An 18,998-nucleotide genomic window follows, 5' to 3' on the forward strand; every position below is an offset into this window, starting at 1 on the left:
AAGGCTAGACTGCTCAACGTCCGGCCTTCATATGAACTGTCTTGCGCAGTTGATTTGAGAAGACCCTACAGACGCGCGACAGTAACTGTGAACGCGTCATGGAAATTATAAGTCCCTTAAGGGAAGAACAAACGGAATAGATCAATGAATTTGCATGAATACCAAGCCAAACAGCTGTTTGCAGAATTCGGATTGCCTGTGCCAGAAGGCTATGCATGTGATACGCCACAGGAAGCTTTTGAAGCGGCTGGCCGTATTTCGACGGCAAAAAAAGTAGTTAAATGTCAGGTTCACGCAGGTGGCCGCGGTAAAGCGGGCGGCGTAGAACTGCACGACACCAAAGAAGGTGTCAAAGAATTCGCACAGAAATGGCTGGGTAAAAACCTGGTCACTTACCAGACAGATGCGAATGGTCAGCCAGTGACTAAGATCCTGGTAGAAGAAGCGTCAAACATCGCTAATGAACTGTACCTGGGTGCCGTTGTTGACCGTTCGACCCGTCGTATCGTTTTCATGGCATCGACTGAAGGTGGCGTGGAAATCGAGAAAGTTGCGGAAGAGACTCCGGAACTGATTCACAAAGCAGCGATTGATCCATTGGTTGGCCCTCAGGCATACCAAGGCCGCGAACTGGCATTCAAACTGGGCCTGCAAGGCGATCAGATCAAACAGTTCGTTAAAATCTTCATGGGTCTGGGCCAGATGTTCGCTCAGTACGACTTGGCTCTGCTGGAGATCAACCCTCTGGTTCTGACCGGTGAAGGCAACCTGCTGTGTCTGGATGGTAAGATCAACATCGACTCTAACGCTCTGTACCGTCAGCCAAAACTGCGTGAAATGCACGATCCTTCACAAGAAGATGCCCGTGAAGCGCACGCAGCGCAATGGGAACTGAACTATGTTGCTCTGGATGGTAACGTAGGTTGTATGGTAAACGGTGCTGGCCTGGCAATGGGTACCATGGACATCGTGAACCTGCACGGCGGCAAACCGGCTAACTTCCTGGATGTCGGCGGCGGTGCTACTAAAGAACGCGTTGCAGAAGCGTTCAAGATTATCCTGTCTGATGACAACGTAAAAGCCGTACTGGTTAACATCTTCGGCGGTATCGTGCGTTGTGACATGATCGCTGAAGGCATCATCGGTGCTGTGAAAGAAGTCGGCGTAACTGTGCCGGTTGTCGTTCGCCTTGAAGGCACTAACGCGGACCTGGGCCGCGAAGTACTGGCTAAGTCAGGTCTGGATATCATTGCAGCTGAGTCGCTTACTGACGCAGCGCAGAAAGTTGTTGCTGCAGCGGAGGGCAAATAATGTCTGTATTAATTAACAAAGACACCAAAGTAATCTGTCAGGGTTTTACCGGCGGACAAGGTACCTTCCACTCAGAGCAGGCGATCGCTTACGGTACACAAATGGTGGGTGGTGTTTCTCCGGGCAAAGGCGGTCAAACACATCTGGGTCTGCCAGTGTTTAACACCGTACGTGAAGCAGTAGAAGCCACAGGTGCAACGGCAACCGTTATCTACGTACCAGCGCCTTTCTGTAAAGATGCGATTCTGGAAGCGATTGATGCGGGTATCCAGCTTATCGTCACTATCACTGAAGGTATCCCGACAACGGATATGATTGACGTGAAAGTGAAACTGGAAGAAACCGGCGTACGTATGATCGGCCCTAACTGTCCGGGTGTTATTACTCCGGATGAGTGTAAGATTGGTATCATGCCTGGTCACATTCACCGTAAAGGTAAAGTCGGCATCGTATCTCGTTCAGGTACGCTGACTTATGAAGCAGTAAAACAGACGACTGATGAAGGCTTCGGTCAGTCTACCTGTGTTGGTATCGGTGGCGACCCAATTCCGGGTTCTAACTTCATCGATATTCTGAAACTGTTCCAGGAAGATCCGGAAACCGAGGCGATTGTTATGATCGGCGAAATCGGTGGTACTGCGGAAGAAGAAGCGGCAGCGTTCATCAAAGAGAACGTAACCAAACCGGTTGTTTCTTACATCGCGGGTGTTACTGCTCCTCCGGGCAAGCGCATGGGCCACGCTGGTGCAATCATCTCTGGTGGTAAAGGTACGGCAGACGAGAAGTTTGCGGCACTGGAATCAGCAGGCGTGAAAACAGTGAAAAGCCTGGCAGATATCGGTTCAGCACTGCGTGAAGTGACTGGCTGGTAATTCGCTGGCGAATTGAGAAAAACCCGGGTTTTCCCGGGTTTTTTTATGGCTGACAGTTTTTTTATTGCTGACAATGTTGATTGCGACTATCTGTTCTCTCAGTCTGTCCGCATTGCTGGTCGAGCAACTCATCGCTTTTTGACATGTAAACCATTCATCAGGTGCGCTTGAAGAAATGGCTTAGAATGAACATGGTGGTGGCGCTGACCACGACAGACGGGCCTGCCGGCGTATCGAAATGCCATGACAGTGACAGGCCGGATAGCACGCAAATCATACCAATGGCTGACGCCATAGCGGCCATTTGTTCCGGCGTTTTGGCAATGCGGCGCGCCGTGGCGGCCGGAATAATCATTAACGATGTCATGATCAGGGCACCGACAAACTTCATACCGACCGCAATCACCAGACCAATCAGCAGCATCAGAATCAGTTGCATCAAGTCGGTATTAGTCCCTTCCACCGACGCCAGTTCTTCGTTGATACTGCTCGAAAGCAGAGGACGCCAGAATACACATACCGCAATGCCGACCGCAATCACGCCACTCCAGATGAAGATCAAATCAGACGGACTGACCGCGAGCAGGTCACCAAACAGGTAACTCATCAAATCGATGCGGACATTATCCAGGAAGCTGACGGCAATCAGACCGAGCGATAACGCACTGTGAGCGAGGATGCCGAGCAGGGTATCGGTGGCAATCAGCTTCTGCTTTTGCATCGCCACCAGAATCACAGCCAGACCAAGACAGCACACCAGCAGCGCGAGGTAAAGGTTGATGTCGAGCAGAAAGCCCAGCGCCAGTCCTAGCAGGGAAGAGTGGGCCAGCGTGTCGCCAAAATAAGCCATACGCCGCCAGACGATAAAAGAGCCAAGTGGGCCGGCGATCAGTGCAATACCAATCCCGGCGATAATCGAAGGTAACAGAAATTCAATCATGTTGGTGGTGACCATGTGAATGGTGGGAACAATCCTGAGCATCGCCTTTGACTGGCTGGCCCGCTAAATCATGGTGATGGTGTTCGTGATCGTGATGGTAAAACGCCAGCGCTTCACGGCTGGGTTGTCCGAAGAGGGCAATGTAATTCGGATGCTGGGTAATCGCGGCCGGTGTGCCTGAGCAACAGATGTGATGATGCAGACAGATAACGTTATCGGTTTTCGCCATCACCAGATGCAGATCATGGGAAACCATAAATACACTGCAGCCAAAACGCTGGCGAATGGTGTCAATCAGATCGTACAGATCTATCTGCCCCTGGACATCAACTCCTTGCGCCGGTTCATCCAGTACCAGCAGATCCGGACGACGCAACAGGGCTCGTGCAATCAGAATACGCTGGCTTTCACCGCCGGACAGCTTGTGCATGTCATTGAGCAGCAAATGCTCGGCGCCAACCAGACGCAAAGCCTCGATCAGTTCTTGTTTACTGTATTTACCCGCCAGTTGCAGAAAACGTTTTACGGTTAACGGCAGGGTATCGTTGAGTTTCAGTTTTTGCGGCACGTAACCGATACGCAGGTTTTTGGCGCGCTTGAGCTGACCTGAATCCGGCGCATGCAGACCGAGCAGCACCCGCACCAGGGTTGACTTGCCTGCACCGTTGGGACCAATCAGCGTAGTGATCTTACCGCGAGTAAGGGTGAGGCTGACATTATCCAGGACCTGGCGTTGGTTAAAAGCAACGCGAATGTCTTGTAATTCAATAAGCGGTGACATGGAAGAGGAACTCATTTGCAAAGTGGTGATGTTATAATGTAACATCCATAAACTAATAACGCTATCGCTCGGAGACAACATCCTCATGTTACCCAGAATTGCCTTACTAACCGCACTTGCGGCTGCTTCAAATTCTGCCTTGGCGGCCAATATACTGACCAGTATTAAACCGATTCAGATGATTACCCATGAGCTGACAGCCGGTGTGGCTGAACCTGATGTGTTGTTACCAGCGAATGCTTCACCGCACGATTATGCGCTTCGTCCCTCAGATGTAAAGCGGATTCATAATGCCGATCTGATTATCTGGTTCGGAGAAGACCTGGAACCCTTCCTCGATCGTGCTCTGGCCAGTCACAGTAATGTGCTGACGCTGGAAAAATCACCGCAACTGGTCCTGCGATCTTACGGTGAAGCGGAAGAGCATGACGACCATGAAGAGCATGTCAGCCATGCGAACCATGCTGACCATCACCACGAAGAACACGCTGATCATGACCAGCACGATGAGCACGTTGCCCATAATGATGAGCACGACGACGGACATCATGAAGAACATGAAGGGCATCATCATGATCACGGCTCGCATGACCCGCATTTCTGGCTGAGTGTCGAGCAGGCTAAGCAAGCGGCCGGAATTATCGCTCTGCGCCTGGAGGAGACGGACCCGCAACATGCAGACCTGTACCGCAAAAACCTGGCGCGTTTTATTAAGCAGGCTGATGAGACGGACAGCGAAATCCGCTCTCAGCTCTACGCAGTGCAATCTGTACCTTATTATGTGTTCCATGAAGGTTATAGTTACTTCGAACAGCGCTATGGCCTGAATAACATGGGTCACTTTACGGTCAGTCCTGATCGTAAGCCTGGCGCAAAAACCCTGATCCGGATCCGCCAGTCTCTGGCTGATAATCAGGCCAAGTGTGTGTTTGCAGAACCGCAGTTTCAGCCGGCGGTGATTGATACGGTTGTCAGAGGCAGTAAAGCGAAAATTGGTGTTCTTGACCCTCTGGGTACGGAAGTGAAGATTGAGCAGGGCAGCTATTTCACCTTCCTGCATCAGCTCAGTGATAGCTTCTATCAATGTTTAGCACAGTGATTCTTTAGCGCACTGATTCGAAAGCCAGCATCTGCTGGCTTTTTTTGTCTCTGAATTTTGCATGTCGTTATTTAGCGAACTTTGTACGCTATAAATCAAGTCAGCCCCAGAATTAGATGAAATACTCTAAAAATACATAAGCCGGTCAGACATTCAGTCCCGGCCCGGGGACTCAGCGGATGTAGGAGATGAGAATGAAGCTAACCATCATACTGGTGCTGTTGGGCGGGGTGATGATGATAGGGTGGGGATTCCACCGTCGGTGCAATGCTCACTTGCAGGAGCTGGTCACTCAGGTTGCCCGACTGCGTCAGGATAACTGCAAGCTGCTCAACCATAACTGCCAATTGATGAAACAAATCGAAGTACGTGAGATCTGGCAGGAAAACCACATTGCCAATCTGATACCCACATTGAGTCGGTTGAGTGTTGGTCACGATAAGCAGCAGGGCAAGCAGGCCCATTTAGCTATACGGTGCAGCCTTGGCCGGTTAAGCCGTTCGACTGTGGCGGATCTTCCCCGCGCCGCGCCGCCAAACATCAGCTATCGGCTCATCGATATAATGACCAGCGTCAGAGCCTGCTGGCAGGACGAGTTACAGCATGCCGGAATTAAGGTTGAACGTGATATCCGTATCTCAGATGAGATGATTGAGTTGCGCCAGTGGGGCGCGGATATCATTTTCAATGCTATTTTCTCGCATACCCTGCAGCGACTGACGCCTGGTCAGATCCTGTCAATTGAATGCCAGTCTGTTGCAGGGAAGGCGGTTATCCGTTTTTCAGACCACGGTTTATCTTGCGCTTACCTGGCGCAAGTAATGCTGTTTGATCGCGAAGGCCATCTGTTATCTCTGCCTACTCTGACCAGAGATACCGGTGGTGAGCTGATTATATGCAGTGGGGAGCAGGGCAATCTGGTCGAGCTGTCTTGGTCTTTAGCGTGCCAGGGCGCCGGTAAAATCCTTGATGATTGTGAAGGGGCGTCTACGACAGCACTCACGGCGCAAGGTGACTGGTTATCCAAACTTGAACAACTGGTCTGTGTCCATTTTTCTGAACCGGATTTTTCTACCGCCCGGGCGGCCCGTTTATTATTGTTGTCTGAACGCAGTTTACAGCGCCGTCTCAAGCAGCTTACCAACCGAACGTTCACTGAGTATCTGACCCATTACCGATTGGAACAAGCCTGTTTACAGTTGCGTAGTGGCGCCAGAGTATCCGATGTCGCATTCGAATGTGGTTTTAATGACCCGTCTTATTTCAGCCAACGTTTCAAACAGTATTATGGTCTGTCTCCTAGTCAATATATTGCCAACGGTTATCGGCTGTAAATCAACAATCATTATATGATCTTAAGATGTTTCATGTCGGGGGCAGGATGCCCGCGCGGTATAAATGGGGTTGAACGACTGAGAGAAGAAAAGCGTGACACACAAGGCTGGGCTTTGTGTGTCACGGCGCTAAGGGCGCAGCGTGTCTGATGACTGAGCAATGCCAACCTGCGATATTCTCTAGTTGCTCGGGAATGTCGACTCGGTTGATGTCACTGACTTTACCAGCTGGCATACTGCGGCCTGTAGCAGATTTACGCCAACTGCTGTGAGGAAAACGCCAGCCATATGTTTTGATATAAATCCGCGTTTTATTTTGGTGTTTTTAGGTTTTTTGTCCCCGTTTCTCCACACACAGCAGTGGCCGGTCCGGCACTTGACCATCCGGCTGCATTGAATCTGGAATCTTTGATTTCGCGCAAGCCTTAACCCCTGGCATAGCGTTATTATTGTGCTCATCAGTAATGAAAATCCTTATCATTAGCAATAGTGCTTTATCGTTCAGGCGGAGTTACGGGCGTGGCAATGAAATTATCCGATTTACAACCAGGCCAATCCGGTCAGGTCGTCGCATTGAACGGACTGTCTGTGGAAGTCAGAAAAAAACTGATGGTCATGGGCGTGCTGCCTGCGACCAGAGTGACAGTGATTCGTCATGCTCCGATGGGCGATCCTTTGCAAATCGAGGTGCGAGGTGTTTCGATTGCGGTGCGTGAGAGCATTGCGGCGGCAATAGAGGTGGAGTGCGGGCAATGAAATATCAGATTCTGACGGTCGGTAATCCAAACAGCGGTAAAACGACCTTATTTAATGGTTTGACCGGCGCCCGGCAGCAAGTCGGTAACTGGGCCGGAGTCACGGTTGAGAAGAAAACCGGCCGCTACCTGTATGCCGGTGATGAATTGCTGCTGACTGACCTGCCGGGTATTTATGCTCTGGACAGTGGCAATGATGCTAATAGCCTTGATGAGTCGATAGCATCCAGAGCGGTACTGACTCACCCGGCAGACGTCATCATTAATGTGGTGGATGTGACTTGTCTGGAACGCAGCTTATATATGACCTTGCAGCTGCGTGAGCTGGGCCGCCCTATGGTGGTGGTACTCAACAAAATGGATGCTCTGAAGCGCGAACGTCAGACCATTGATGTCAAAAAGCTGCAACAGGCGCTGGCCTGTCCGGTGTTTACCTTGTCCGCCCACAACAAACAGCAGGTGGCTCGCTTCAAAGATAAGCTGCATAACGTTTTGGTGCAGGGGATGGCGCTTGAGCCGTTGCAACTCGATTATGGTCAGCGCTTTGAATCAGCGATTGCTGCCTTACAACCAGATTTTACTGAGCAGCAGGTCTCAGCCCGGGCCCTCGCGATTCGAGCGCTGGAAAATGATTTGCTGGTGGTTAACATGCTGCAGCAGGCGCAGCGAGAACAGTTGGTGTTTGAGCAGCAGCGCAGTGAAATGGATATTGATCTGCACGTTGCTGACTGTAAATACACCTATTTACACCAGTTGTGCCAGCAGGTACGCCGCAGTGAAGGTAAGCTCAGCCACAGTTTTACCGAAAAAGCCGACCGAGTGATTCTGAACAAATGGGTCGGGGTGCCGTTCTTCTTTGTGGTGATGTACCTGATGTTTATGTTTTCCATCAACATCGGTAGTGCTTTTATCGACTTCTTTGATATTGGTGTCGGAGCATTACTGGTGGATGGTGGCCACTATCTGCTGGATGACCATCTGCCGGTTTGGCTGGTGACTCTGCTGGCGGACGGAATTGGCGGTGGTGTGCAGACGGTCGCGACCTTTATCCCGGTCATTGCCTGTCTGTACTTGTTTCTGGCCCTGCTGGAAAGCTCAGGTTATATGTCACGTGCCGCCTTTGTGCTTGATAAGGTGATGCAGAAAATTGGTCTGCCGGGTAAAGCCTTTGTGCCTCTGGTTCTTGGGTTTGGTTGTAATGTGCCGGCAATCATGGCCACTCGAACCCTGGATCAGGAGCGGGAACGCAAACTGGCTGCATCGATGGCTCCTTTCATGTCCTGTGGCGCGCGTCTGCCGGTATATGCGTTGTTTGCTGCGGCATTCTTTCCGGATCTCGGTCAAAACATCGTGTTTGGTTTGTACCTCCTGGGTATTGTGGCTGCGGTGTTCACGGGCTGGGTGCTGAAGAAAACCCTTTATCCGGGTACCAGTGACAGCTTTGTAATGGAAATGCCGGATTACGAGCTGCCGACGCTGCGCAATGTGGCGATTAAAACCTGGCACAAGCTCAAACGTTTCGTGCTTGGTGCGGGGAAGACCATTGTCATGGTGGTGGCCATTCTTAGCTTCCTTAACTCGCTCGGCCCGGATGGCTCGTTCGGCAACCAGGACAGCGGTAATTCGCTCCTGTCCAGAGCAGCCCAGATAGTGACGCCGGTATTTGCGCCGATAGGGATTGAAGCGGACAACTGGCAGGCGACCGTGGGTATTATTACTGGCATCTTCGCCAAAGAGGCGGTGGTTGGGACCCTTAATAATCTCTATACCTCATCCCAATCGGATAATGCCGACTATGATTTGCTGGCCAGCTTGCAACAGGCGGTCGGGTCCATCGCCGATAACCTGACGGGGCTGAATTTTAGTGACCCGCTGGGGATCGAAGTGGGTGACTTAACCGATAGTGCTTCGGCAGCCGCTGATCAGCAGGTGGACGCTGCATTGTTCGGAAATCTGCACAGCCATTTCAGCTCTGGTTATGCGGCGTTTTCCTACCTGATATTTATTCTGCTCTATACACCTTGTGTGGCGGCGATGGGCGCTTATGTTCGTGAGTTTGGTGGCCGTTTTGCGCGCTTTATTGCTGTGTGGACCATGGGGCTGGCCTACGCCGGGGCGATATTGTTCAATCAGGCTGCGCATCTGGCGGAGAGTCCGCTCAGCAGCAGTTTATGGATTGTCGCAGTGCTCGCTTCTGCGTTGCTGGTATTCTGGTTACTGAAACGCACGGGGCGGCGACAACAACATTTCGAGGTGACCATCGCATGATACTTAATCAGCTGAAACAGACGATTGCCGAACACGGATCCATGTCACGGAAAGAGTTAGCCCGTCGTTTTGCTCTGAGTGAGGATGGTGTGGATGCCATGCTCAGTGTCTGGATACGCAAAGGGGTGATTTCGCGCTTTATTGATACTAATTGCGCCCAGCATGTGACCCGGGTGCGCTATGCGATTAATCAGGCGCAGGCGTTGTCTGTGACCGTGACGATGTAGAACCGGAACGTCAGTGCTGCGATAACCAAAAGCCGCTTGCTTAACAGGCGGCTTTTGCGTCTTTACGGACCAAGTGTCAGCCCTGCAAGAGAATAAGCGTGATCAATAGCGGTTTCTTTTGCGATAGACTTTTTATACAGCGACAAACATTCTATACAGCAACGAACATTCTATACAGCAACGAACAGAGTGCTTAGTGACAATACGCTGCGCAGTTTGCGCAGCATCGTCTCTTGCTCAGCTTCGCTGCGCGTCTCACCCTGAGTATTTCCCCATACAGGCCCGGGCCAGGCAATGTCATCCTTAAAACGGGCAATGTGGTGAATGTGCAGCTGAGGTACCATGTTGCCCAGTGCGCCCAGATTAAGCTTATCCGGTTGAAATAAGGCTTCCAGAGCCTGATTGATCGCTTGAGATTCTAGCAGAAATTGCTGCTGTTCATGCATTGGCAGATGATGCAGTTCTTTCAGATGGGCTTTTTTTGGCACCAGAATAACCCAGGGCACGGCAGAATCTTTATGCAGCAGGGCAACACAAAGAGGAAAGTGGCCGATCACATCGGTATCTTTGGCCAGTTGAGGATGAAGTTCAAAGCTCATGATAGTTATCCGTACAAACGTGTTGGTGGTATAGGGCAGTCATCGAACCGGAAACGGGGTCAGTAATGAAGCGATCACTGCCTGTGTGACTGACAGGCAACACACTGCAACCACAGTACCAGCATTATAACCCCAAGCCGCGTTCGGACGCAGCAGCTAAACATCTTGGTTGGTGGCGGAGTTCAATGCTGTTTATCTATAAAAACACCAGTCTTATCGATAAGAATCAGTACGATGTAGATAAAAAACAGCGAACAAATAAAAAGGCTGACCTCAGGCCAGCCTTCGCAGCGGTTGTTAGTGCCACAAGCTTGTGACAACAAAGCCTGCCGGTTGCGCGTTTACATACGTTCCAGCGTATTGATGCCCAGCAGTGACAAACCTTGTTTGATGGTTTTTGCGGTCAGTGCAGCCAGCTTGAGACGGCTCTGCTTCACTGCTGCATCTTCTGCGATCAGGATTGGGCACGCTTCGTAGAAGCTCGAGAATTGACCCGCCAGTTCAAACAGGTAGCTACACAGAATGTGTGGCTGACCTTCACGTGATACCATTTGCACGGCTTCTTCAAATTGCAGCAGCTTAGCAATCAGAGCTTTCTCTTTTTCATCAGTGATTTGGATATCACCTTCGATGTTGTCCTGAGTGACGCCAGCTTTAGCAAAGATAGACGCCACACGGGTGTATGCGTATTGCATGTAAGGGGCTGTGTTACCTTCAAATGCCAGCATGTTGTCCCAGTCGAACACGTAATCTGTAGTGCGGTGCTTAGAAAGGTCAGCGTATTTCACCGCTGCCATCGCCACAGTGCTGGCAATTTCTGCTTTCTCTTCCGCGCTCAGTTCGGCGTTTTTAGACTCAATCAGTGCTTTAGCCCGCTCTTCTGCTTCATCCAGCAGATCAGCCAGACGTACTGTACCACCGGCACGGGTTTTGAACGGGCGACCGTCTTTACCCAGCATCATACCGAACGCATGGTGCTCCAGGCTTACTTCGTCCGGTACATAGCCCGCTTTGCGTACGATGGTCCAGGCTTGCATCAGGTGCTGATGCTGACGTGAGTCGATGAAGTAGAGAACGCGGTTGGCACCCAGAGTCTCGTAACGGTATTTCGCACACGCGATGTCCGTTGTGGTGTATAGGTAGCCGCCGTCACGTTTCTGGATGATCACACCCATCGGCTCGCCTTCTTTGTTTTTGTATTCGTCCAGGTAAACGACTTGGGCACCGTCATCTTCCTGCGCCAGACCTTTCTGTTTCAGATCCGCCACGATAGTTGGCAGCATGTCGTTGTACATGCTTTCCCCCATGACATCATCACGGGTCAGAGAAACGTTAAGGCGGTCGTAGTTACGCTGGTTCTGAATCATGGTCACGTCAACCAGCTTTTTCCACATATCTAGACAGAACTGATCTCCACCTTGCAGTTTCACTACGTAGTTACGCGCACGCTCAGCAAATTCTGCATCTTCGTCGTACAGCTTTTTCGATTCACGGTAGAAGCTTTCCAGGTCTGCCAGTTCCATGGACACTTCACCAGACTCTTGTTGTACGCGCTCCAGGTTGGCAATCAGCATACCGAACTGAGTACCCCAGTCACCGATGTGGTTGGCACGAATCACTTTGTGGCCGAGGAATTCAAGCGTACGAACGACAGCGTCACCGATGATGGTTGAACGCAGGTGACCGACGTGCATTTCTTTCGCAACGTTTGGTGCTGAGTAGTCGGCAACAATGGTTTGTTGCTCTTCGATGGCGACACCCAGACGCTCATCTGCCAGAGCGACATCCGCTTGTTTAGCCAGGAACTCTTCGCTCAGGAAGATGTTGATAAAGCCAGGACCGGCAATTTCGGTTTTGCTGGCGATGCCATCCAGTTCCAGAACATCCAAGACTTTCTGCGCGAATTCGCGCGGATTTGTACCCAATTTCTTTGCCACGCCCATTACGCCGTTGGCCTGGTAATCACCAAACTGTGGTTTTGCGGATTGGCGAACGGCTGCAGGGCTGCCTGCAGGTGCGCCAGCGGCTTCAAGAGCCTGAGATACTTTGTCATTAATCAGTGCTTGGATATTCACTTGCGTGTCCTTCAATTCTGGGAATTGTTTCGGTATGCATCAGCTCACTCGGCAGAAGTGAATGCATATCTTGATCTTGTTCATAAATTGGCGCACATCATAGCAATTTTATTACCGGGCTTATAGGGACAAAATTACGAAAATTTCTACTTTTCAGCTTAATCTTGGTACCATCGCCGATAAAAGATGGTTTGGGAAAGTAAAAATGCTTCAAGCGCTAATGGAATCAGGCCTTCATCCTGTTCAAATGAAAGACAAACTTGACGACTTTATCCAGAAAATTCAGCAGTTATCTGCTCTTTTGCATATAGATTTATCTGGTCATACTCTGGACCATATTGCACTGCGTATTAATGACCCGAAGTTAGCGCAAGCTGCGCATCAAGAGTGGCTTAAAAGCGGCCGACAAATCTCCTCGGCCGAGATCAACTGTCGGGCGATTATTGTGCTGGAATTTGACCAGCCTCTGGCCGCTGGCCCCTGGCATATCGCGTGTCTGGAATTGCCGTATCCGGCGCCAGGCAAAATCTATCCCGAGCAAAGTTGGGAGCATGTGGAGTTTGTTGTGCCATCGCAGGCGGTCAGCGCAGAGGCGTTTGTGGCGGATATACAGCAACAGTTTCCGGCACTGGCCGCGGGTTGGGATGGATTAGCAGAGCAAGGCGTAACAATTAAACTCTCCAGCCCAAAAGGCCAAGGGGAGAGGCTCAATAATCCGACCGTGGCGTTTAAGTGGCAGGGAGTGTGTATCAAACTGCACCCCCACACCCTGAAAACGATTGTCGAATCGGAACAGGCGCCGAATCCCGACTGCGCGTGCTGAGTTAGCCGAGGTCGTATGCTTTAGGTCGCAGCTGGAACTCTTCAATCGAGCCGATTTCTTTTCCCTGTTGCAGGGGCTTTGCGTCATGGTGAGCATTACCCTGAGTATGCATGATAAGCCGGTTAGCGGTACGCGGTTTGAGCTCATTGACCACAAAGCGGATCATATCTGAGCGCGTCAGCTTTTTGAGCTCTTCCAGTACCTGTTCACGCTGGTTGAAGGTCCAGTCTTTGTTGCCTATGGCTACCCACAAACGCTGCGCGCGGGTGCGCAGTGTTTGATCCGGAGTGGCGATTTGATTCCATAATCCGCGTTTACTGCTGTGCCACTGGTAATCGCTTAGCTCAAGCAGCACCAGGTAGAAGGCATTAAGAAACTCGTCCACCGAGCTGATTAAGTCGGCCGGAGCAGCATTCGGGGATTGAACGTAGAGTACCATCCCAGGGTGGCGGTTAAGCGGCATGTTGCCGGTGCCGACCATGTAACCCAACTGCTGTTTGGTACGAATTTCGTGGAAGAAAGTCGCCGACATCAGATGATTGGCCAGTGAATAGAGGGCAATACTGCGCGGTTCGGTATCACGCGACTGATAATAAACCGCCACAGCGGAATCATCCTGATCGCAAATCACTTCTCGTTGGAAGGTACCGTTACGGCCAAGCATCACCAGAGGCCGGAGCGATTCCTCGTAGCTTTGATTCTGCATCCGCAGCGCATTTTTCAGCACTTCTGCCATGCTGTGGGCATCTTGTTCCTGCCAGTCGCCGTAAACAAACATTTCAATGTGCAGTTCGGCCAGGATGTTTTCGACAAACTTAGCCAGTTCACCCACTTCAATGGTTTCCAAGGCCTCGACCAACTGCTGGTAAGGCGGATTGTTGGGCTGCAGCAGACCGGTCATGGCATTGAACAGTTGCGACAGCGGACGGTCATGCGCGGCGTTACGCCAGTTGCGTAATAAATGTTGTTTGACGGTGGCAAAACGGGGCTGGCTGAATTCGCGCCGGGCAAATTTGTCGAGGATCATTTTCATCAGCTCAGGTTGCTTCTGGCTGAATCCGGATAAGGTCAGAGTCACACCGCCCTGATGGGCATACATGTTGTAGCCCATACCGGCAATTTCCGCCTGATAGGTCTCTTTGGCCAGCGTGTCTAGAAACATCTCCACGCACAGGCGTGTAATAACGATATTGCGCGTGGTCGCCACGGAGTGGGGGCTGTCGATGGCAATATAAATCACCCCTTTAGGGACGCGGAACTCAGCATCCTGCAAGTGCCAGAGACGAAAGCCGGGTAAGTCCTGCAGGATATGGGGCAGGTGGCGAGTGCCGAGCAGTGGTTTGGGATCCAGCTGCTCACATATGAACGGGTTTTTGCCTGGCAGGCGTAGTGCCAGTTCAGTGGCCGGGCTGGCAAAACGGCTCAGTTCATCATCACTGAACGGACGGACACTGTAAGGAGTAAAATACCATTCGGCCTGCTTATCGAACTCCCCATCCTGAGCAATCAGGGTGGCGCGTAAATTATCCGGCACCAGATACTGCAGCAACTCCTGCAACAGCACTTCATCGTAGGCCTGCATCATGTAGTCGCCGTAGATGGTGTCTTCTGCCCGGTAGTGCTGCATGTTGATGACCAGGTGGCTGGCAATATCGAGCGGACGCGAGTTTTCCTGAAAACGAAATGCCGATTCCAGTACGGCCCGCTTTTCCATATAACGCCATTCATCCAGCCCGTGGTCCCGGATCTCGGTTATCGTGGTAAACAGCGCCCGGATGATGTCGTCGACATGGTCAAGGCCAAGTGGCGTCAGGGTACAACTGATGGAAAATTCGCGATAATTACTGCCGCTGGCGCCGCCGCCCGCGGAGAGGGAGGTGACCCAGCCTTTGTCTTTCAGAGCCAGCAATAAACTGCCTTCACCTTCATAGCCAATCAGATGGGCAAAGTAGGACAGCGGTTTGCGCTGATAATACGCATCGGTACTTGGCATTGGGAAACTGAGCAGTAACTTGCGGATTTCTTTCATCGGCTCGACCTGAATCAGCAGACCGGTTTGCGCGCGGGTAACGAAAGGTTCATCGACCTGCTTGTCAGCCAGATTGTTATTTACAATAGCGCTGAACTTGTCGCGGACCCACTCTTCCTGCTCATCAAGTGTATGCGGACCAATCACCACCAGAGTCATTAAATCGGCCGAATAATGTTGCTGATGAAAGGCAATGATCTCATCGCGGATCGAGCTGCCCGCGCGGTCACCGAGTGTATCCAGGTTACCCACGGAAAATTTGGCAAATGGATGAGCCTGATTGATCGTTTCCTTCTGCACCTGGTATAAGCGACGAGAATCATCGCTCAGTTTGAGCTTATATTCTGAGTCAACCGCGTGGCGCTCTTTGTCGAGTGCTTCCGCGTTAAACAGGGGGGCGGTGAAAAACTGACTGAAACGATCCAGCGCTTTTTCAAATACGTTTGGGGCAATATCAAAGAAGAAACACGTATGTTCTGTACCGGTCCAGGCGTTATTGCTGCCGCCGTGCTGGCTAATAACGCTTTGAAACTCGCCCACTTTAGGGTATTTTCGCGTGCCTAAAAACAGCATGTGCTCTAAATAATGAGCCAGACCCTGGCGATCAGCCGGGTCGTCAAAGTGGCCGACTTTAACGGCTAATGCGGCAGCGGACTTCTGGGCACTTTCATCGTGGATCAACAGCACACGCAACGCGTTGGAAAGAGTCAGGTGTCGGTAGCTATTTGAATCATTTGGGCTTATGTGCACAGATATTCTCCGCTGGGGCTTTGTGTAATTATGGCGTTGAAACACGGCGGCGCAAATGCAAGCCGGTGTTTTTTTTGCAGAATGTCATTGTAGTCCCAATAGCGCGTTTTTAATAGACTGTTACCGCGGTCTAAGTCTTTACACCGCGTGCTGTTATAATCGGCGGCGAGCAGCAATGACTGCCGTGTGTCTTTGAGCAAAGTAGGTTATACACAATGAAGATTTTTATCATGCGTCACGGCGAAGCTCATCATTACGCAGCCAGTGATGCAGAGCGAGCCCTGACAGACCGAGGTCGCAGTGAGTCTGTCGCGGTTGCGCGGGTGTGTCTCGAGCAACAGCAAATGGGTCATCTGGATAAGGTGCTGGTCAGCCCTTATTTACGCGCTCAGCAGACCTGGCAGGAAGTGTCGCGTTACTTTGCTGCACGACAAATTGAGATTTGTGACGATATTACGCCCTATGGGCAGGCCAGCGATGTATTTGAGTATATTTCCGCTCTGGTTGATGTAGAGCCGATAGAGAGCCTGCTGTTGGTTTCCCACCTGCCTTTGGTCGGCTATCTGGCGGCAGAATTTGTGGCTGATATGGTACCGCCGATGTTCCCGACTTCGGGCATGATGTGTATCGATTTTGATCCGCATACCCGTCAGGGTAAAGTGGCGTGGAACGTACACCCTTAATCCGGTTTCAAACGCCAAGACAGTATCAGCCGCCGAGACATTTTTAGCTGCTGAGAAAGCAACACCGACGGCGCTAGCGCTTGCTATACCAACTGAGAAAAAGCTGCAGATCGCGGCTTTTTTATCTCTTTTGATGTTTGTTTTTTGCCAATGTTGCGCAAGCCGTGCTCATTATGCCACTGAGCTGACTGACAATATCCTGTCACCCAAACCGAATCTCACCATCCCCCGACTCGTTGCCAAGTTTTTGACAGTAATGGCTGGACTAAAACTTGCATCCTCAAGCCAATTCAGCACCATTGTGGCGACGCGCAGTCGCGCCGATTGACTCAATTACTTAATGCTTACAGGCCTATGAAGTTTACTCTGCCATTTGCGGACAAATTACCCAATATTCCCCAACGCAGCATGCCGGCGATTGGCGCGCCTGTCATGGTGCTGGCTACGCTGGCAATGGTGGTATTGCCGATACCGGCGTTTCTGCTCGACTTGTTTTTTACCTTCAACATCGCCTTGTCGATGGTGGTGCTGCTGGTCACGGTCTATACCCGCAGACCGCTCGATTTCGCCGCTTTTCCGACTGTGCTTCTGATCGCAACCCTGTTGCGTCTGGCTCTGAACGTGGCATCGACCCGGGTAGTGCTGCTGTATGGTCATGAAGGGGGCGATGCGGCCGGTAATGTGATCGAGGCGTTCGGTAACGTGGTGATTGGCGGTAACTATGCCGTGGGTCTGGTGGTGTTCCTGATTCTGATGATCATCAACTTTATGGTGGTGACCAAAGGTGCCGGCCGTATTTCGGAAGTAAGCGCTCGCTTTACGCTCGATGCTTTGCCTGGTAAGCAGATGGCGATTGATGCTGATCTGAACGCCGGCCTGATTGATCAGGAACAGGCTCGTGTGCGCCGTTTTGAAGTGACCAAAGAAGCCGATTTTTACGGCTCAATGGATGGTGCGTCCAAGTTCGTGAAAGGTGACGCCATCGCCGGTATCCTGATTCTGTTCATTAACATCATCGGTGGCCTGTCGATTGGTATGATTCAGTATGACCTCGGTTTTGGTGATGCGATTCAGATTTATACCCTGCTGACGATTGGTGACGGTCTGGTGGCACAGATCCCGTCGCTGCTGCTGTCGATCGGTGCCGCGATCATGGTAACGCGTCAAAATACCGATGAGGACATGGGACAACAGGTGGTGTTCCAGTTGTTCGATAACCCGAAAGCCCTGATGATCACCGCTGCGATACTGGGTGTGATGGGGGTTGTGCCCGGTATGCCTCATTTCGCTTTTTTGCTACTGGCAAGCCTGGCTGGCGGTGGTGCTTATCTTATTCAACGTAAGCAGAAACAAGCATCGGATGAAGCCAAGTTACCGGCCAAAATCGAAGGTGAAGCCGCACCACCCAAAGAGCTGTCCTGGGATGACGTACAGCCGGTTGATATTATCGGCCTTGAAGTGGGCTACCGTCTGATTCCTCTGGTTGACCGTGATCAGGGCGGAGAGCTGCTGGAGCGGGTGAAAGGGGTGCGCAAGAAACTGTCGCAGGACTTTGGCTTCCTGATTCCGCCGGTACATATCCGCGACAACCTGGAACTGACGCCGAACAGTTACCGCATTACTCTGATGGGTGTCGCGGTAGGTGAGGCGGAAATCCGTCCGGACCAGGAGCTGGCCATCAACCCAGGTCAGGTGTATGGCATGATCGACGGTGAGCAGACCTACGATCCGGCCTTTGGCCTGGAAGCCGTGTGGATTCGCGAAGATCAGCGCGAGCATGCGCAGGCTCTGGGCTACACTGTCGTTGATTCCTCAACGGTGCTGGCCACTCATCTCAGCCAGCTACTGACCAACAACGCCGCGCAGCTTATCGGGCATGAAGAAGTGCAGAACCTGCTGGAAATGCTGGGCCGCACCGCACCGCGTCTGGTGGAAGGTTTTGTCCCGGATCAAATCAGTCTCGGTGTTGTTGTCAAGGTGTTGCAGAATCTGCTGCATGAAGCGATTCCGATTCGTGATATCCGCACCATAGTCCAGACGCTGTCCGAATACTCCAGTAAGAGTCAAGAACCCGACATATTGACCGCCGCTGTCCGCATCGCTCTGAAACGACTAATCGTTCAGGAAATCAATGGCATAGAACCAGAGTTACCCGTTATCACCCTGATACCAGAGCTGGAACAAATATTGCATCAAACCATGCAGGCTTCAGGTGGTGAATCCGCCGGTATTGAACCGGGTCTGGCAGAACGCCTGCAGATGTCTCTGAGTCAGGCGACTCAGGAGCAAGAGCTTAAAGGTGAGCCGGCGGTACTGCTGACCTCAGGTGTGCTGCGTTCTACGCTGGCGAAGTTTGTGAAGAATACGATTCCGAACCTGAGAGTGCTGTCGTATCAGGAAATTCCTGACGAGAAACAAATTCGAATTGTGCAGGCGGTCGGTAACTAAGTTC

Annotated in this window: 15 protein-coding genes; 10 read left to right on the top strand and 5 right to left on the bottom strand. The window is 51.5% G+C overall.

Annotation, left to right across the window (positions count from 1 at the left end; all coding sequences use genetic code 11):
- Positions 1-144: 144 nt before the first annotated feature.
- Complete coding sequence (sucC, locus tag KNV97_RS07565; RefSeq protein WP_136482557.1) at positions 145-1,311, top strand: ADP-forming succinate--CoA ligase subunit beta; 1,167 nt, start codon at positions 145-147, stop codon at positions 1,309-1,311.
- Positions 1,311-2,183, top strand: a complete 873-nt coding sequence (sucD, locus tag KNV97_RS07570; protein WP_136482559.1) for a succinate--CoA ligase subunit alpha — start codon at positions 1,311-1,313, stop codon at positions 2,181-2,183. Before sucC ends, sucD begins: the two co-directional genes overlap by 1 nt.
- 157 nt (positions 2,184-2,340) lie before the next feature.
- Here sucD and znuB read toward each other — a convergent pair whose 3' ends face one another.
- Positions 2,341-3,123, bottom strand: coding sequence for a zinc ABC transporter permease subunit ZnuB (gene znuB, locus KNV97_RS07575; protein ID WP_136482562.1), 783 nt, complete (start codon positions 3,121-3,123; stop codon positions 2,341-2,343).
- Positions 3,116-3,904, bottom strand: a complete 789-nt coding sequence (gene znuC / locus KNV97_RS07580; protein WP_218562832.1) for a zinc ABC transporter ATP-binding protein ZnuC — start codon at positions 3,902-3,904, stop codon at positions 3,116-3,118. Before znuC ends, znuB begins: the two co-directional genes overlap by 8 nt.
- Positions 3,905-3,989: 85 nt before the next feature.
- On the opposite strand from znuC, the gene KNV97_RS07585 reads away from it, so the two are divergent.
- From KNV97_RS07585 to KNV97_RS07605, 5 genes are all read left to right on the top strand, one after another.
- Entirely contained in the window at positions 3,990-5,003 is a 1,014-nt protein-coding gene (locus KNV97_RS07585) for a zinc ABC transporter substrate-binding protein (RefSeq protein ID WP_136482566.1), read from the top strand.
- Positions 5,004-5,197: 194 nt separating this feature from the next.
- Entirely contained in the window at positions 5,198-6,337 is a 1,140-nt protein-coding gene (locus KNV97_RS07590) for a helix-turn-helix transcriptional regulator (RefSeq protein WP_218562833.1), read from the top strand.
- A gap of 525 nt (positions 6,338-6,862) precedes the next feature.
- The gene (locus tag KNV97_RS07595) at positions 6,863-7,093 is read left to right on the top strand and encodes a FeoA family protein (protein ID WP_218562834.1); all 231 of its coding nucleotides are present in this window, start codon (positions 6,863-6,865) and stop codon (positions 7,091-7,093) included.
- Entirely contained in the window at positions 7,090-9,360 is a 2,271-nt protein-coding gene (feoB, locus tag KNV97_RS07600) for a Fe(2+) transporter permease subunit FeoB (protein ID WP_218562835.1), read from the top strand. Before KNV97_RS07595 ends, feoB begins: the two co-directional genes overlap by 4 nt.
- A complete protein-coding gene (locus KNV97_RS07605; RefSeq protein ID WP_136482574.1) occupies positions 9,357-9,587 on the top strand; it encodes a FeoC-like transcriptional regulator in 231 nt (76 codons plus the stop codon). Before feoB ends, KNV97_RS07605 begins: the two co-directional genes overlap by 4 nt.
- Positions 9,588-9,757: 170 nt before the next feature.
- On the opposite strand, the gene KNV97_RS07610 is transcribed toward KNV97_RS07605, so the two are convergent.
- On the bottom strand, positions 9,758-10,186 hold the full coding sequence (locus KNV97_RS07610; protein WP_136482576.1) for an HIT family protein: 429 nt from the start codon (positions 10,184-10,186) through the stop codon (positions 9,758-9,760).
- A 341-nt stretch (positions 10,187-10,527) separates the two neighbouring features.
- Positions 10,528-12,261 carry an arginine--tRNA ligase gene (gene argS, locus KNV97_RS07615; protein WP_136482578.1) on the bottom strand — a complete coding sequence of 578 codons (1,734 nt, stop codon included), beginning with the start codon at positions 12,259-12,261 and terminating at the stop codon, positions 10,528-10,530.
- Between the two features lie 205 nt (positions 12,262-12,466).
- On the opposite strand from argS, the gene KNV97_RS07620 reads away from it, so the two are divergent.
- Positions 12,467-13,084, top strand: a complete 618-nt coding sequence (locus KNV97_RS07620) for a VOC family protein (RefSeq protein WP_136482580.1) — start codon at positions 12,467-12,469, stop codon at positions 13,082-13,084.
- Between the two features lies 1 nt (position 13,085).
- Here KNV97_RS07620 and KNV97_RS07625 read toward each other — a convergent pair whose 3' ends face one another.
- Positions 13,086-15,863: an insulinase family protein gene (locus KNV97_RS07625; RefSeq protein WP_136482582.1), complete on the bottom strand. Its 2,778-nt coding sequence runs from the start codon at positions 15,861-15,863 to the stop codon at positions 13,086-13,088.
- Positions 15,864-16,078: 215 nt separating this feature from the next.
- On the opposite strand from KNV97_RS07625, the gene sixA reads away from it, so the two are divergent.
- Positions 16,079-16,546 (top strand): phosphohistidine phosphatase SixA, encoded by a 468-nt coding sequence (sixA, locus tag KNV97_RS07630; protein WP_136482584.1) that lies wholly within the window; start codon positions 16,079-16,081, stop codon positions 16,544-16,546.
- A gap of 354 nt (positions 16,547-16,900) precedes the next feature.
- Positions 16,901-18,994, top strand: a complete 2,094-nt coding sequence (flhA, locus tag KNV97_RS07635; protein WP_136482587.1) for a flagellar biosynthesis protein FlhA — start codon at positions 16,901-16,903, stop codon at positions 18,992-18,994.
- Positions 18,995-18,998 lie beyond the last annotated feature (4 nt).

The sequence above is a fragment of the Vibrio ostreae genome (assembly GCF_019226825.1).
Classification (GTDB): domain Bacteria; phylum Pseudomonadota; class Gammaproteobacteria; order Enterobacterales; family Vibrionaceae; genus Vibrio; species Vibrio ostreae.

Coding starts and splice junctions, on each gene's coding strand:
- sucC (WP_136482557.1), top strand. CDS start 145: ATGAATTTGCATGAATACCAAGCCAAACAGCTGTTTGCAGAATTCGGA.
- sucD (WP_136482559.1), top strand. CDS start 1,311: ATGTCTGTATTAATTAACAAAGACACCAAAGTAATCTGTCAGGGTTTT.
- znuB (WP_136482562.1), bottom strand. CDS start 3,123: ATGATTGAATTTCTGTTACCTTCGATTATCGCCGGGATTGGTATTGCA.
- znuC (WP_218562832.1), bottom strand. CDS start 3,904: ATGTCACCGCTTATTGAATTACAAGACATTCGCGTTGCTTTTAACCAA.
- KNV97_RS07585 (WP_136482566.1), top strand. CDS start 3,990: ATGTTACCCAGAATTGCCTTACTAACCGCACTTGCGGCTGCTTCAAAT.
- KNV97_RS07590 (WP_218562833.1), top strand. CDS start 5,198: ATGAAGCTAACCATCATACTGGTGCTGTTGGGCGGGGTGATGATGATA.
- KNV97_RS07595 (WP_218562834.1), top strand. CDS start 6,863: ATGAAATTATCCGATTTACAACCAGGCCAATCCGGTCAGGTCGTCGCA.
- feoB (WP_218562835.1), top strand. CDS start 7,090: ATGAAATATCAGATTCTGACGGTCGGTAATCCAAACAGCGGTAAAACG.
- KNV97_RS07605 (WP_136482574.1), top strand. CDS start 9,357: ATGATACTTAATCAGCTGAAACAGACGATTGCCGAACACGGATCCATG.
- KNV97_RS07610 (WP_136482576.1), bottom strand. CDS start 10,186: ATGAGCTTTGAACTTCATCCTCAACTGGCCAAAGATACCGATGTGATC.
- KNV97_RS07620 (WP_136482580.1), top strand. CDS start 12,467: ATGCTTCAAGCGCTAATGGAATCAGGCCTTCATCCTGTTCAAATGAAA.
- sixA (WP_136482584.1), top strand. CDS start 16,079: ATGAAGATTTTTATCATGCGTCACGGCGAAGCTCATCATTACGCAGCC.
- flhA (WP_136482587.1), top strand. CDS start 16,901: ATGAAGTTTACTCTGCCATTTGCGGACAAATTACCCAATATTCCCCAA.